At 33.1% G+C, this 16,681-nt stretch carries 14 protein-coding genes; 6 read left to right on the top strand and 8 right to left on the bottom strand.

The features are described 5' to 3' along the window. Window positions 1-238 precede the first annotated feature (238 nt). From Q0F04_RS08560 to Q0F04_RS08550, 3 genes are all read right to left on the bottom strand, one after another. On the bottom strand, window positions 239-1,339 hold the full coding sequence (locus tag Q0F04_RS08560; RefSeq protein WP_295752350.1) for a Fic family protein: 1,101 nt from the start codon (window positions 1,337-1,339) through the stop codon (window positions 239-241). 144 nt (window positions 1,340-1,483) lie between these two features. Further along, entirely contained in the window at window positions 1,484-2,938 is a 1,455-nt protein-coding gene (locus tag Q0F04_RS08555; protein WP_295752347.1) for a hypothetical protein, read from the bottom strand. 97 nt (window positions 2,939-3,035) lie between these two features. Then, complete coding sequence (locus tag Q0F04_RS08550; RefSeq protein WP_295752345.1) at window positions 3,036-4,175, bottom strand: ATP-binding protein; 1,140 nt, start codon at window positions 4,173-4,175, stop codon at window positions 3,036-3,038. Window positions 4,176-4,254: 79 nt separating this feature from the next. Between Q0F04_RS08550 and Q0F04_RS08545 the strand changes: the two genes are divergently transcribed. Beyond that, window positions 4,255-5,577: an MATE family efflux transporter gene (locus tag Q0F04_RS08545; RefSeq protein WP_295752342.1), complete on the top strand. Its 1,323-nt coding sequence runs from the start codon at window positions 4,255-4,257 to the stop codon at window positions 5,575-5,577. Here the strand turns inward: Q0F04_RS08545 and Q0F04_RS08540 are convergent. Then, window positions 5,574-6,923, bottom strand: coding sequence for an AAA family ATPase (locus Q0F04_RS08540; RefSeq protein WP_295752339.1), 1,350 nt, complete (start codon window positions 6,921-6,923; stop codon window positions 5,574-5,576). The two genes, Q0F04_RS08545 and Q0F04_RS08540, sit on opposite strands and share 4 nt — an antisense overlap. 206 nt (window positions 6,924-7,129) lie before the next feature. On the opposite strand from Q0F04_RS08540, the gene Q0F04_RS08535 reads away from it, so the two are divergent. The 3 genes from Q0F04_RS08535 (at window position 7,130) to Q0F04_RS08525 (ending at window position 10,531) form a co-directional block, all read left to right on the top strand. Further along, window positions 7,130-7,711, top strand: coding sequence for a VTT domain-containing protein (locus Q0F04_RS08535; RefSeq protein WP_288522479.1), 582 nt, complete (start codon window positions 7,130-7,132; stop codon window positions 7,709-7,711). Between the two features lie 73 nt (window positions 7,712-7,784). Next, window positions 7,785-8,486 carry a response regulator transcription factor gene (locus tag Q0F04_RS08530; RefSeq protein ID WP_288522478.1) on the top strand — a complete coding sequence of 234 codons (702 nt, stop codon included), beginning with the start codon at window positions 7,785-7,787 and terminating at the stop codon, window positions 8,484-8,486. Further along, complete coding sequence (locus Q0F04_RS08525) at window positions 8,483-10,531, top strand: MFS domain-containing histidine kinase (RefSeq protein ID WP_295752335.1); 2,049 nt, start codon at window positions 8,483-8,485, stop codon at window positions 10,529-10,531. Before Q0F04_RS08530 ends, Q0F04_RS08525 begins: the two co-directional genes overlap by 4 nt. Before the next feature lie 115 nt (window positions 10,532-10,646). On the opposite strand, the gene Q0F04_RS08520 is transcribed toward Q0F04_RS08525, so the two are convergent. Continuing rightward, window positions 10,647-11,591 (bottom strand): type I phosphomannose isomerase catalytic subunit, encoded by a 945-nt coding sequence (locus Q0F04_RS08520; protein WP_295752332.1) that lies wholly within the window; start codon window positions 11,589-11,591, stop codon window positions 10,647-10,649. 88 nt (window positions 11,592-11,679) lie between these two features. On the opposite strand from Q0F04_RS08520, the gene Q0F04_RS08515 reads away from it, so the two are divergent. Further along, on the top strand, window positions 11,680-12,933 hold the full coding sequence (locus Q0F04_RS08515) for a methionine gamma-lyase family protein (protein WP_295752329.1): 1,254 nt from the start codon (window positions 11,680-11,682) through the stop codon (window positions 12,931-12,933). A gap of 125 nt (window positions 12,934-13,058) precedes the next feature. After that, window positions 13,059-14,309 carry an RNA-binding domain-containing protein gene (locus Q0F04_RS08510; protein ID WP_295752326.1) on the top strand — a complete coding sequence of 417 codons (1,251 nt, stop codon included), beginning with the start codon at window positions 13,059-13,061 and terminating at the stop codon, window positions 14,307-14,309. Window positions 14,310-14,332: 23 nt separating this feature from the next. Here the strand turns inward: Q0F04_RS08510 and Q0F04_RS08505 are convergent, their stop codons facing one another. The 3 genes from Q0F04_RS08505 to nudC form a co-directional block, all read right to left on the bottom strand. Beyond that, window positions 14,333-15,079: a 3-oxoacyl-ACP reductase family protein gene (locus Q0F04_RS08505; protein ID WP_295752324.1), complete on the bottom strand. Its 747-nt coding sequence runs from the start codon at window positions 15,077-15,079 to the stop codon at window positions 14,333-14,335. A 20-nt stretch (window positions 15,080-15,099) separates the two neighbouring features. Then, on the bottom strand, window positions 15,100-15,657 hold the full coding sequence (gene efp / locus Q0F04_RS08500; protein ID WP_003865385.1) for an elongation factor P: 558 nt from the start codon (window positions 15,655-15,657) through the stop codon (window positions 15,100-15,102). Window positions 15,658-15,747: 90 nt separating this feature from the next. Further along, window positions 15,748-16,596 (bottom strand): NAD(+) diphosphatase, encoded by an 849-nt coding sequence (gene nudC / locus Q0F04_RS08495; protein WP_288522466.1) that lies wholly within the window; start codon window positions 16,594-16,596, stop codon window positions 15,748-15,750. Window positions 16,597-16,681 lie beyond the last annotated feature (85 nt).

Raw genomic sequence — 16,681 nt, 5'->3', positions numbered from 1 at the left:
ATGTGTACAGCGCATAAACAATTTATTCAAATTTCGATCTTCATATACCGAGTTTTTCATAAATTCTTTACACTACCCAAAAGTATAGAACGAATTTCAAAAATGTTCAACGCACATATTTAACGAAATTTAAAAATGTTTTATTGCATCATTTAACGAAAATAAAAAATGTTTATATACACATTTTAACGAAAATAAAAAGTGTTAATAAAGATACTATCTCTAATGGAACTTTGCCTCACTTCAAAAGCTTCCTTATCTCCTTTTCATTCTGCTTTGTAAAGTCAGAAAGTTCATAAGAACGGATACGCTCCTTCACTATATTTGGAATGACAAATCCATTTTTTACAAGTGTTGCCAGTCGCTTGATTACAGTCTTATTTGTAACCTTAAGTTCTTTGCCAACTTCAATTGGAGTGAACTCTCTTTTATAATTTTTCATAAGCAACAAGAGTAATTCTTTCTCTTTACCTTTTAGGTACGAAATGCTTCCTTCCAATTCTTTGCCACTTGAACTTTTTGATAATTCGCAAACCTTATTTGAATATAGCAGTACCATACGAAGAAAATAATTGATCCAAATCTCTGCATGAGGGGGATTATCTCGTCCTGAATAATACAGTGCAGGCAGTCCCATCTGGATCGATTCATAGTATTCATCAATATCATATGCAAAATACTCTTCTAATGAACCAATTCCGTTAAAACCATATCCATTGATATCTAAAATATATCCCGAAAGCAATCTTGCTGTTCGTCCATTTCCATCTTCAAACGGATGAATAGTTACAAGCTGATAATGAACTATAGCTGCGATTATGAGTGGATGATCATCTGTCGTATTCACATATTCTACCAATTCATCCAGCAAATTCGGTATTTCCATGTATTCCGGAGGAATATAATCAGGGCTCCCAGTTTGTGAATCATATACCGCAAATAATACTCCGGGAGGCATAGGTCCTCGAAGTCCTATTTTTTCTTTTGAGGCTCCCTTTTCAACAAACTTCTGTACATCCAATATCAATTTTTTGGAAAACTTCTCCTTCTTTGCGGCCTGCTCTTCTAGGTAATTCAGTGCCAAAAAATAATTACGAACCTCTTGCTCAGGTTTAAGATAGTGTTTTTGTTCATCGCTATCTATAACTTCGTCTACCTGCTTTTCTGATAATGGATTCCCCTCAATTTTAGTAGAGGCATAGGAACTTTTCTTCTTTGAATTTTTTCGTAGCTTACTTACTACAGCAACGGGCAATGAAACCTCTGATACTTTATACCTGTTCAAATCTATCTTCGTAATATAATTTAATATCTCATTTGACAATGTAGCTTTAATCATAAAAATTCGTCCTCCTGATACATATATTATATCAAGAAATCACTAATTTTTTCCATTAAAAGTTCACTATTTCTCCACTATTTTCCACTATTTTTTCCTTTATTTACTATCGCAAAAAAAAAGACTCACCGAAGTGAGCCATTATTAAAATTGAGATTTAGGATTCTTACCAAGAATAAAATCACGAATATCTGAACATAGTTCATGAACATTATCTTCACCAAGATAAATCATATGTCCACTTTGGTATCCTTTCCAGAATACACGATCTTTTGGTAGTCCTGCATGATCCATTGTATGCCATGCATATCCAAATTCAGTACATAGATCAAACCATCCATTCGCAAAGAATGCACGCATTCCTGGACGACGTGTCATGGCATAACGCAATTCTTCTCCGGTTGTACCTTTCTTTTCTTCTTTATCCCAATGCATATAATAATCGGTTCCTGGAATAAAGTTACGGTCTAATTTTACATTTAATTTTGGAAGTAAATCGCCTGTAAAAGCTGCATAGAAGAATGTATCATAACGATCGGCTGTCGCATCATCCCACAATGCCTTTTTGATTTCATCTTGTTCTGGTTCTAATAAAGGACGAGTCACACGACCATCATAACGAGATACAGCTTTTCCTTTTGTCTTTAATACTTCTTGGCGATAATCATCATCATCAATTTTTAAGCCATGACGAATCAAATATTCTCTAGAAACACCTGTATAATAACTTACTTTTTCTAAGATATGTTCTTTTTCTTCTTCTGAAATAGCTTCACCTTTATAAAGTGCAAGCACATAATCATGGTCCGCGAAAGCTTTAGCTTCTTTCACCCACTCTTCTACACTTTGATCAGTTGGGTGATTATGATACCAGTTTACACCTGCATATGTTGGAAATCCCAATACACTTGTTTCAACAGGTAAGCCTTCACCAAAGTATTTACCTACAGTAACCGTATTTCCAATGAACACAATACCATCAAAGGCAATACCATAACCTCTTTCTCTTCCCATTGTTGCGGCAATTCCAGCAGCGACTGCACTACGAGTACATCCATAACTTTCACCACATAAATATTTTGGTGACAAGCCACGATTATAACGACGAACCCAAGCTTCAAGCACAGTTAATAATGCTTCTGCATCTTGTTCAATGCCAAAGAAATCTTTCTTCTTACTTTCATCAATCAATACACCATACCCAGTTCCAACAGGATCAATCAATACGATATCGGCAACATCAATCAAGCAATCTGGATTATCAATGACTTTATAAGGTCCAAACGCACTTTCACGATCCACTTCATCATACTGCATACGACGTGTTCCTAAGAACCCAGCATGCACATACATACAACTAGATCCAGGACCTCCATTATACGCAAAGACAACAGGACGATTGGATGTATCTTCTACATCACTTCTAAAATAAGCATAAGTATAAATGGATGCGACTGGATTTCCATCGGGTCCATAAATGACATTGTCTTCACAAATTGTATGATATGGAATTTCTTTTCCTGACAATGTAATTTTTCCATCTGACTCAAAACGAGCTGGTTTAAAAGTATCTGGTTTAAAGCTTTCTGTTTTATACATAATACATATCCTCCACAATAATTCCATTATAAAACGTAGTGAAAAATAGTCAATGTAAATTATTACATTTTTGTAAGCAAAATGAAAAAGAGAGAAACTATTCATTTCCCTCTTCATCATATGTATCTAAAAAGTGATGTCTGGCGTTATCGTCTTTATAGGCAATCACTGTTTTAAGGCTCACGTTTTCTACACTCTTAAAAATATTCTGTTCTACAAACGGATTGACTTTCTTTAATTCCTTGATTAAATTTTTCATTTCCAAGCGCTTCGATTTTGATTGTGTTAAACACGTTTCATTGGCACAAGCCTCAGTAAATTTGCATGCGCATTGAATAAAATACAAATCGTTGTGTTTAGCCCAAGCCTTAATATCATCCTCATGAATTAAATACAAAGGTCGAATAACTTCCATACCCTTAAAGTTATTGGAATGTAGCTTTGGCATCATCGTTTGGATTTGTCCACCATATAACATTGACATTAAAATGGTTTCAATCACATCATCATAATGGTGTCCCAAAGCTATTTTATTACACCCTAAATTCTTGGCATAGTTATACAAATGGCCTCTTCGCATTCTTGCACATATATAACATGGATTCTTTTCAATATTAAAAACATTGTCAAAAATATCACTCTCAAATATTTCAACTGGAATATTTAATTTTTTGGCATTCTTTTCAATAACCTCACGATTCTCTTTTGAATAACCAGGATCCATCACAATATATTTCACATCAAAATGAACTGGTGAATGTTTATGTAGTTCTTGGAAGCATTTCGCCATCAACATCGAATCTTTTCCACCCGAAATACATACCGCAATACAATCGCCTTCTTTGACAAGTTCATAATCACGGATGGCCTTCGTAAATTTAGACCAAATCTTTCTTCGGTACGTTTTAATAATACTTCTTTCAACTTGAGCACAAAAATCATCCGATACATTTGCGTTCATCTTATCCATAACAATCGAAACATAGCCACCATCTACACTATACGCATCATATCCTTTTTCTTGTAATCTTTGCGCAACAAAATCACTGACATATCCTTGGGCACAAACGACAATAATTTTTTTAGTTGAATCAAATTCTTTTGATAAAACACTTTCCCCACTTAATACAACACTGTTTTCGATTGGATTTTTAAAGGCTTCTTCGGCATCACGAATATCAATTAAGCTATATTCTTCTTTATTTAATTGTTTTAATTGTTCTACTGAAATTTTCATGAACCCATTCTAACATATTATTGAAATTTTGGTAAAAAAAGCGCAAAATAAAAACCAAATTAATAAAGGAAGTTTGATTATGACACAAGATATGACACAAGGCAAAATCATGCCTATGCTAGTTCACTTTACCATTCCTTTGGTATTGGGAAATCTATTTCAATTAACATATAATGCCGTCGACAGTATTATAGTAGGGCACTTTGTAGGAAAAGAAGCTTTGGCCGCCGTTGGAATTTGTAATCCAATTACGACATTATTCATATTATTCTTAAATGGACTTTGTATGGGCGCAAGCATATTGATTGGTATGTATTATGGAGCGAAAGAAGAAGATAAACTCGCTCGTCAAATGAGCACGACCATGCTTGCAGGACTTGTATTCTCATTTCTATTAACAATGATCTGTGTTCTATTTTCACCACAAATTCTTAAGTTTATGCAGGTAGATTCATCCATTTTAAATATGACAACTACCTATCTTCAAATCATTTTTGCAGGTTTAGTTTTTACCTTTCTATACAACTTTTTTGCGAGTACACTACGCGCTTTAGGCGATAGTAAATCACCCCTCTATTTTCTAATCATCAGTGCCATTCTAAATATCTTTGGAGACTTATTCTTTGTGGTTGTTTTACATGCAGGAAGTAAGGGATGTGCCATTTCTACCGTGATCAGTGAAGCTTTATGTTGCCTATTCTGCATTCTATATATCCAAAAGAAAGTGCCACTTCTACAACTGGGTAAAAAGTGGCTGGTATTTGATATTTCCTTATTAAAACGTACCATCGCGTATGGCTGGGCAAGCGCAATGCAGCAGGCAACCGTTCAACTTGGAAAGCTTGGCATTCAAATGATTGTCAATACAATGGGCGTATCGGTTGTAGCTGCCTTTACGGCCGTCAATCGAATTGATGATTTTGCGTATACCCCGGAACAAAACATTGCCCATTCAATGACGGCTTTAATGGCACAAAATAAGGGAGCCGGAAAAACAGATCGTATGCAGGAAGGATTTCGTTGTGGAATGGTTTTAGAATTCATCTACGGTATATTTATCTTTCTTGTATGTTTTGTCTTCGCAAAACCATTGATGCACTTATTTGTAAAAGATGAAGAAGTCATTATGCATGGAGTCACGTATCTTCATTTAATTTCCATCATGTATATTCTTCCTGCCTTCACCAATGGAATCCAAGGCTTCTTTAGAGGCATTGGTGATTTAAAGATTACACTCATCTCAAGTCTAGTGAATATGGGCGTAAGAGTTATTGTGGCTGCTCCACTCGTTTTAAGTTTTCATCTAGGCATTGAAGCTTTACCATACTCATATCTTGCTGGTTGGATTGGTATGTTGGTAGCAGAACTTCCATTACTTATTCGTACATACAAAACGTATTAATCACATAATCCATTTAGATCGATCTTATATACAGAATTATTCAACTTCTTGTTCTTTAAAAACATGATCATATATATTGGAAGATATATTCTTTTATCTTTTACTTCTACATTGCCTTGTGAAAACACCAAGGCTTTTTTTATATTGTAGTTTTCTGTAGACAACACATTATTTAATGCCGAATGCCTTTTATAGTCTTTTCCTGATTTAATTTCTAATGGCAAGATTTCTCCATCCAATTCAACCACAAAATCAAGCTCACCCATTTTCTTACTATTGTAGTAATATACATTAAATCCTTTAGTATTTAGTTCTTGTGCCACTACATTTTCAAATAAAGCACCATTATTAATAGAAGACTCATGATTCAATATCGCCATCTTTACATAGTCTGAATACATGTTTGTCAATAAGCCAACATCCGACATAAATAGCTTAAACAGATTTCTGTTTTCGCTGATCATTAAAGGAAGTTTAGGTTCAGACACATTGTATACAGGTATGACTACACCTGCATCTTTAAGCCACAAGAAATCATTTTCTACTTTCTTAAAACTTATTCCTTTACCCACCTTATTCAATTGAAACCTTTTGTTCTTTTCATCCAATTGTCCAGGTAGTGCATCATATATCTCCTTTAACTTTAACTTATATTTTTCTTCATACTTCGAAAAATCAAATCGATATAAACGTGTGATATCTTGTTGTACTTGTGATACTCGATTTAAATCATTGGTTTCTAAATATATACTTACAGCTTGTGGCATGCCGCCTACAATCAAATAGAGATTAAAAATATCCAACATCTTCTTATGAATGAATTCATCTACTGTTTTTCTTTCAATAAAACATTTTTCTAATATAGCGATAATATTTTCTTGTACACCAAGCGCATCGACAAATTCATGAAAATCTAAAGGATACATATCCAGTATCTGCATGTAGCCTACAGGTGCTGATTTTAAGCCATTTAATTCAACCCCCAATAAAGATCCACTTAGTACATATTTGTATGTTCCGTCATCCACTAAAAACTTGATTTTAGTGATAAAATCTTTTACTTCTTGAATCTCATCAAAGAAGATAATCATTCCTTTCGATAATGGTTTATCGGCAGCAAGCGATAAACGCATCAAGAAATCCTTGGTATCTGTACTATTTTTAAACAACTCAACCAATTCTGGTTGTTCAATGAAGTTAAATTCCATATAGTTTATGTTATTTTTCTTTAAACTATTTCGAATCACATATGTTTTTCCAACTTGTCGAGCTCCCGTTACTAATAGCGCATTATTTCCATCTTGTATCCATTTGTAAATTTTACTTTGTATATGGCGTTTAATCATGGTATCACCTACTTTTCCAACTTTATTTTAGTGCTTTTCAACAACTTTTCCAACCCATATTTTTATGTTTTATCCACTTTTCCATCCTTTTTTATGCCATTTTTGACAACTTTTCCAACTTTCTAATTCAATTATTTAGAAAACTTTAAGATTTATCACTAAAGAACCTTAATAATTATTCGTTATAGTAATCATGGTGATAATTTATGACAAATAAAAATATACAAAACATAACACACTTTGGATTGATCCTTATGATTCTTATTTGTGTTTATTTCTTTTCCCAAGGATACTTCACAAATCCACAGCTTCTACAAGCAACACTATCGAAAGCTGGAATTTTGGCCCCCCTACTTTTTATTCTTCTACAAATTATTCAAGTCATTATTCCCATTATTCCAGGTGGTGCATCAAGTGCCTTGGGTATTACAGCTTTTGGAGCCGTAAATGGATTTATATATAACTACATAGGTATTTGTATCGGATCCATATGTATCTTTTTACTTGTTCGTAGATATGGTCAAAGAATCATCTTAAAGCTATGTAAAAAGAAAGATTACGACAAATACAGAAAGTATACATATGATCAAAAGAAATTTGATACTTTCTTTATGTTGGCTATTTTCTTGCCTTGTGCTCCTGATGACATCTTGTGTATGTTGGCAGGACTGACACATATGTCACTTAAAAAGTTTGTCTGGATCATTCTTTTGGGTAAACCCTTATCTTTGATTGCCTATTCTTATGGATTGACGCAGTTGTTTCAAATTATCGAAAGGTGGTTATAATTATGTTATACATCGGAATTTTATGTGCATGTATTGGATTTTATTTACATTATTAAATTAAAAGGAGAACTTTATGGAACATACAATATTAGTGGTAGAAGACGAACAAGGGATTCGTGAAGCCATTGGAATTTATATGAAGAATCAAGGATACAATGTGATTCTTGCCGCAAATGGAAAAGAAGGCTTAGAAAAGATTGAAACAAGCGATATTCATTTAGCCATTGTAGATATTATGATGCCTGTTATGGATGGCATTTCTATGGTGATGGAAGCTCGAAAACAACATGACTTTCCCATTCTATTCTTAAGTGCGAAAAGTGAAGATATCGATAAGATTACAGGGCTAAACATTGGTGCCGATGACTATATCACAAAGCCATTTCAAAGCATGGAGCTTGTCGCAAGAGTGCGTTCTCATTTAAGAAGGTACGAGCAAATCTTAAATTTAAAGAATGAGACAAAAAGTGAAGATGAGTATGTGATTGGTGATCTTACATTGAATAATACGACAAAAAGAGTGACACTCAATTCGATGGATATTAAATTAACGCCAAAAGAGTTTGATATTTTAAAACTATTGATTTCGCATCCTGGACAAGTTTTTTCTAGCCAACAAATTTATGAATTCGTATGGAAAGAAGAAGCAATCAATACAGAGACAATCATGGTTCATATTCGTAAGTTACGTGAAAAGATTGAGGCCAATCCTAAAAAGCCAATCTACATTAAGGTCGTATGGGGTCAGGGCTATAAAATGGAGAATATACAATGAAAAAGAAGAATATTTTTTTAACGATATTATGTGTTTTATGCATCATTAGTTCTTGTGTAGTGACAAGCTTTTATCCAAATGTTTCCTCAGCCACTCCATCAAAGATGCCAGAATCTTTAGAACAGTATCTTACAGCTTTTATCCTTGCCAAAAAATTAGAACAAGATCCAAAGTATGAATATATCACGTTTGAGAAGGGTACGCCTGATAATATTCAGCAGGATATCAAGAAGAGTTTAAATGTTGCGATTTCTACCGCAAAGAATCTATTTGAAAATGATGGGAACTTTCATTATGAGTGTGATATTCAAAATAAAATCACTTCAAAAAACTTTGATGTGAATATCAAGAAAAAGGACACTAGATATTATGAAACATTAGATTCCAACACTCTAAATGTGACGGATGATGTTGTGAATCTTATTAATGCCAATAGTGAAAAGTATTATGAATATTGTAGTGGCACTTATTATTGTGGAGGAGAGCCATTTCCAGGCTATACACTTCATATGCCAAGTGATGTCGTATTAACATTCTATATTCCGGCTGTTTTAAATTACGACAATTCAAGTCTTATTGACCTATTAGAATTAGATGGTGATCAATATGCCTATTTCTTTATAATAGCCTTCTTGATTTGTAGTGCCATTATCGCTCTATATATCTTTCTTAATAAATATGTATATGAAAAGGAAGCCTATATCTTTAGACATGTAAACAACTGGTTATTTGAACCTGCATTCTTTTTATTCCTAGTTGTCGATGCCCTACTAGCTAGTGGTACATGTATATTAACTACCTATTCCATTGAAGGAACTTTTTTAAACATCTTGAATCGATATCATATTGAGTTTGGTCAACCAATCGTATACTTTACTAACATTCTTGCGTGGTCCATCACTCTATTCTTTATCGGTCTATCTGTTTATTGGTTAAAATGTCAATTTACGACATCTATAAGAGATTGGTTCTTCCATAGAACTTTGGTTGGTAAATTTATTCATTATTTCTCAAACAAAGTAGAACGAATCATTTCAACCGATTTATCAGATGAGATTCTTAAAAAGTATATTATCTTCTCGACTTGTTTGATTTTGATTCTTGCGTTTATATCCTTGTTGAACATTCCGTTTTTCTCTTTCTTTATAGTCGTTACAGCCTTAATTGGCATTAGTGTCGTGGGCTATAAGAAAATCAAAAATGTTCAAGGACAATATCAAGATATATTACATATGACAGAAGATCTATCGAGTGGTAATTTTGAGAATATCAAACCTGCAGATTCTGGTTTATTCCAATCTTTAAACAATAATATCTATCAAATCAAGGATGGTTTTGAACAAGCTGTAAAAGAACAAGTACAGTCACAAAATCTAAAGACAGAATTAATTTCAAATGTATCGCATGATTTAAAAACACCATTAACAGGCATTAAAAATTATGTAGAGTTATTAAATGATCCTAGTATTAGTGAAGAAGATAAAAAGAGTTATTTAGAACGATTGAATCAATATACAGATCGTTTAAGCATTCTAATCACAGACTTATTTGAAGTATCTAAAGCCAATAGTGGTAATATTGATTTAGAATATTCGAATATCAACATCATTGAATTTATTGAGCAGGTATGTGCTGAAAATGAAGAGCTTCTACAAGCTAAAAATCTTCAGCTTGTGACAAATCTTCCAGAAAAAGAAATTCATGTATGTTTGGATGGAAATAAGACGTATCGTATTTTTGAAAACTTATTTACGAATATTTCTAAGTATGCACTTGAAAACACACGTGTATTCTTGGATGTGAAAGACATTGGTAATTCGGTTGTGGTCACAATGAAAAACACTTCGAAAGCACCACTTGATTTTGACAATGATATTACCGAACGTTTTGTACGCGGGGATAAATCAAGGCATGAAGCTGGCAGTGGCTTAGGGCTAGCCATCGTGAAGAGTTTTACAGAAGTACAGAATGGTACGTTTATGATTGAAACGGATGGAGATTTATTTAAATCCATTCTTAGTTTCCGCAAATCCCAAGAAATGTAGAATTCTACAGAAAAAGCGGTTTAAAGTGAATAAGCTTTAAGCCACTTTTTTTATTTGTAGTCAGAAAAAATGTAGAATTCTACAAAAAAAATGATTAGAAATGATAAAATCAGAATTATTTTGGTACACTTACCAACAAATCTATATTCCCTTTAATGAAATATCTTTTTGTATGACTTGTAATGATAAAGCCAATGCCTGCTTGAATATCATACTCTTTTCCATCTATATCTAAGATCCCATTTCCACTTAATGGTAAACAAAGAGAATAAGAAGGGTTGTTGATATGAATTTCATTTTGAATCTTATATCGAGTCACACTAAAATACTTTTCATTCACATATTCAATGACTTCATTTCCTTCTAACATTGTAACTATTGGATGCACATCTGGTTCAACATGTGGAATATTTGTGACTTCAATAGCTTTATCAATATGTAATTCTCGCATATTGCCATTCGCATCTTTCCTGTCATAATCATAAATACGATAAGTAACATCACTAGATTGTTGCACTTCAGCCATCATTAGCTTTCCTTCAATACCATGAACAGTCCCCGCTGGTGTATAGACAAATTCATTTGTGTGCACTGGCTTTCGAATGAATAAAATATCCCAAGCTTTTTCTTCTATGGCCTTTCGAAATTCTTCTTTTGTCTTGGCACTATGTCCACGAATGATTTTGGTACCTTCTTCAACATCTAGCCATAAACAGAATTCAGCTTTACCATAATCATTTTCATATTTTCTAGCATATGCATCATCTGGATGGACTTGTACAGAGCATGGTTCTTGAATCTCATTGATTTTAACTAATAATGGAAACTTATCATGAGGATCATTCGCAAATAATTCTCTGTGATTTAAATAAACATCTTTTAATGTTTTCCCTTTATATTTTCCATTTTTAATTTTGCTCAATCCATTATCATGTGCACTAATGGCCCAATATTCTCCAATCTTTTTATCCATAAGACCAAAGCCAAACTTTTCTTGAATACGCATTGAACCATATGGCTTTTCTTTCATAGGTGAATCTAAAAATAATACTTTTTCCATATCTTACTCTCTTTCTTATCTTGACTTGAGCATACCACAAATATATAAATCGTGTATAATAGAAGAAGTGGACTTTTGGAGGTTATTTATGATTTTAGAACAAATTGATAAAGACTTATTGAAAATGGCAGAAGAATCAGATGCCATTTTAAAAGATATTTATAAAAAAATTGATGATGTATGTTTATACAATTCAGATCGTATCTTAGCTGCATTTATCGAGAATCACGTTTCGTATTCGGACTTTGCGGATATCAATGGATACGGTAACTATGATGAAGGTCGCGATAAGATTGAACGTATTTTTGCGACAGTACTAGGATGTGAAGATGCTTTAGTACGTCCTCAAATCATGAGTGGTACAAATGCTTTATATTTAACTTTATCTGCCCTATTAAAGCACGGAGATACAATGATTTCTATTTCTGGTGCACCTTATGATTCATTGCAAGAAATGATTGGTTTATGTGGTGATTCTACACAATCCTTAAAAGCTAATGGTGTGAAATATGAACAGATTGATTTAGTAAATGATGATTTTGATGATGATAAGATCGTTGCTCGTTTAAAAGAAAACAATGTAAAATTGGTGGAAATCCAAAGATCTAGAGGATATGCCCACCGTTTATCATTAACCATTTCTAAGCTTGAGCGTATTATCCAAAAGATTCGTGAAGTAAACAAAGACGTCATTATCATGGTAGATAACTGTTATGGTGAGCTTGTTGAAAAATTAGAGCCAGGACACATCGGTGCCGATGTTGTAGTTGGATCTTTAATGAAAAACTTAGGTGGAGGAATCGCCTCTACTGGAGGATATGTAGCTGGTAATAAAGAGTTGATCAATATGGTTGCTGAACGCTTAACTGCTCCAGGAATTGGTAAAGATTTGGGAGCCAACTTTAACTTGAACAACTCTTTCTTTAAGGGAATCTTCATGGCGCCAAATGCCGTAAAGAGTGCTTTAAAAACAGCAGTTTTCACAGCCTATATGCTAGAAAAGTTAGGTTATAAAAATGTATCTCCTGCTTATAATGATGAAAGAACGGATATCATTCAAACTTTAGAGCTTGGATCAAAAGAAAATCTTGTGAGCTTTACACAAGGCATTCAATCCACAAGTCCTATCGATTCATTTGTTCGTGTTATGGCCGCTCCAATGCCAGGCTATCCATTTGATGAAGTTATGGCTGCCGGAAGCTTTACACAAGGAAGTACAATTGAATTAAGTGCAGATGCTCCAGTCATTGAACCATATACTTTATATATGCAAGGTGGACTAACATTAGAATATGGAAAACTTTCTATTCTTCTTGCCCTAACAAACATGAAAAACAACTAAGATGCCTTGTGCATCTTTTTTGTTTCAAACGATTATTGAATCGTTGCATTATTTTGTGCAACGATAATCGTATCGTTGCAAATCGATTCAAACGATACTATAATGAATATAAGGATGTGATAGCTATGCGTGAAACAAGAACTTTGGAATTTAAAGAAAATATAAACAGTAATTCGTTTTTAAAAACAATAAGTGCCTTTGCGAATTATTCAAATGGAGAAATCATCTTTGGAATTTGTGATGATGGAACTGTTAAAGGAATTGATAATCCAATTGATGCTTGTTTGAATTTAGAAAACAAAATCAATGATTCTATCAAACCTATTCCTTCTTACACTTTAGATATCACAAAAGAAAATACAATCATTCTAAAAGTATTCGAGGGAACTTTTAAACCTTATTTATATAAAGGAAAAGCATACAAAAGAAATGACTCATCTACTATCGAGGTGGATCGATTGGAATTAAACCGACTTGTCCTTGAAGGATTAAATCAATCTTATGAAGAACAAGAATCTACTCAACAAGATTTAACTTTTCAAACATTAGAAGATGAACTTTCTAAAAAGCTTGATGTAAATCATATAAATACCGATATACTAAGAACGTTAGGCCTTATTAAAAACGGAAAATACAACAATGCAGCAGCCTTAATTGCAGATTCTAATCCATTTAAAGGTGTTGATGTCATTCGTTTTGGAGCAAACATAAATGAAATAATGGATCGAGAAATACTAGACCATATTTCCATTTTAGAAATGTATCATCGCGTTTTAAATATGTATAAAAAATATTACCAATACGAAAAAATTGAAGGTAGTCTTAGAATCAGTAAAGAAAAAATCCCAGAAGAAGCATTTCGAGAAGCTTTAGCTAATTCTCTAGTACACCGCTTATGGGATATCAACGCTAGAATACGAATTTCCATGTTCGATGATAAAATTGAAATCACTTCTTGTGGAGGTCTACCTCGTGAAATAAGTGAAAAAGAATATTTAGATGGACAAATTTCTTTTTTAAGAAATCCTATTATCGGCAATATCTTCTTTAGACTAAATTATATTGAAATGTTTGGTTCTGGAATCAAAAGAATAAATGCTTCATATAAAGATTTTCAAAATAAACCTGAATTTAAAATTTATGAAAACTCGATCACTGTCATATTGCCTATTGAATCAAATTTGATTTCATTAAGTGAAGACGAGAAGGCCGTTATTTCAATTCTAAAAAACAATTTAAAACTATCTCGTACACAAATTGAAGATGAAACTCAATTCACAAAATATAAAACAATTCGAATTCTAAATTCTCTTATTGAAAAAAATGTAGTTCAAAAAACAGGAACTGCAAGAAATATCAAATATATACTAAAATAAGCCTCATTTGAGGCTTACTTTTTTTAACAACTACCCATTTGTCCACCATCAATACGAATGATGGAATTGTTGATGAAATTCGCTTCATCACTAATTAGAAACCGCACAAGATAGGCCACTTCTTCTGGTTTTCCATAACGTTTCACCATGATTTTTTCTGTTTCTTCCTTTAAGAACTCTTCATCATAGCCATCTAGTTCATTATCGGTTCCAATAAAGCCTGGAGCAACACAATTCACATTGATATACGGTCCAAATTCAGCTGCTAGATTGTGTGTCATTGAAATAAGAGCTGCTTTTGAAGCATCATAATCAATACACATTGGATAATATGTGTTAATTCCATTGGTACTTGATATATTGATGATTCTTCCATATTCTTGATTCAACATATGTTTATAGACTCTTTTACTACAATTAAAAGCACCTACAACATTTACATCTAATGTTCTTTTAAATTCTTCCGCATTCTTTAAGTGAAATAGATTGGAAAGATCCACAGCCGCATTATTAATTAATATATCTACGCCACCCATCTTCTCTTCAATTTCACTAACCATGATATTGACTTGATCTACATCGGATACATCGGCACAAATTGTAAGGCAACGAACATGATATTCCGATTCTATTTTTTCTTTTAATTCTTTGGCAGGCTGTTTAGAAGTTAAATAATTAATGACAATGTCATAACCATGTTTTGCGAGTTCCAATGCGATTGCACTTCCAATACCACGAGCACCACCTGTAATTAATACAACTTTATTCATAGTTAAAAAAAGAAGAGCGATTAAGCTCTTCCTGCATATTTTCCATCTGTTGAGAATACAACGATTTTTTCACCTGGTTCGATGAACTGTGGAACTCTTAATGTTAATCCAGTATCTGTAGTTGCATCTTTGGTTTGGTTAGATGGTGCACCTTTGATGGCTGGATCTGTTTCAGCTACTGTTAATTCAACTTTTTCTGGAACAGAAACAGATAATAATTCTCCTTCGAAGAACATCAAAGATACTTCAGCACCTTCAACAATAAAGTATTTGTTGAAATCAACTTGGTCAGCTGTTAATTCATAAGTATCGTATGTTTCTAAATCCATGAAGTAATATGTAGAATCTGCTTCATATGAGAATTGAGCTGCTTTTTTAGAAATGTTAGCCTGTTCAAATTTAGTTGAAGCATTGAAGTTTCTTTCTTGTGTATTACCTGTTTTTAAGTTTTTCATCTTAGTTTTTAAGATAGCTGCACCTTTACCAGGTTTAACATGTTGGAAATCTAATACTACCCAAGGATCACCATCAACGATTAAAGTTAATCCTGTTTTAAAATCACCTGCAGAAATTGCCATAATTTTTCACTCCTATTTTCTATAAATATTTTTTTACACGCTTTATTGTACCATATCCTCATCATTTTTAGAAGAATGAGTATGATACTTTCACTCTACTTTATTTTCCTTAAATAATTTCATCATTTCATTTGTCAAACTAAATTCTCCCGGTTGAAGAATAATTTCATCTCTTTGAACCCAATCTGCATATTTCAACTCATTAGTATCCATAGATATTTCATCATTCCCTTTTACATTACAGAAGAACCCCAACAAAATATCATTAGCACTTCCCCAAGGCTGCGATTTATAGTAACGAATATTGTTGACTTTGATTCCGGCCTCTTCCATAACTTCACGCTTTACCGTTTCTTCTACGGTTTCACCAATTTCAGTAAAACCTGCAATCAACGCATTATATTTAAATCCCGTACGATATTTTGTCAGTAATAACTTATCCCCGTTGATTACACCCACAATAACAGCCGGCATAATTCTTGGATAGACTGTATTATGACACTCTGGACAGACCATTGCTCTTTCTGTTGTTGAATGCACCATCTTATGTCCACATCTTCCACAGAATTTAGTATCTCGATACCAATCTGCCAAATGCTTTCCAGTAATGGCCGCAAATAAATTGTCTTTTGGACCAATCCCTTCAATACGCAAACTTCTCTCTTCAACATAACCATATCCCGATGGAATCTGATTCTCTTCTAATTGCTTATCACATAAGAAATATTTCGTACTATCAATTGAAAACAAATAGCGATACTCTACATTTTCTACTTGTATATCACTCACTTTAGGAAATACAACTTCCTTATTCTCAAAACAATTTAAATGAATTAAGATTCTTCCATTCACAATACATAGCAATACATCCTTTTGTGTTGCCTGTACATTGGGATCAAATTCATTGTGTAATTTATGTGGATAAATATCTTGTACCATTTTTTCTACGTCGAGTAGACTTTGTCTCGACATTCGCTCCTTTCATCAATATAAATTAATTTTAGCGATGAGAGGTTTAAGTCTC

The organism is uncultured Holdemanella sp. (assembly GCF_934772795.1).
GTDB lineage: Bacteria > Bacillota_I > Bacilli_A > Erysipelotrichales > Erysipelotrichaceae > Holdemanella.
This window is presented reverse-complemented; position numbering and strand designations above follow the sequence as displayed.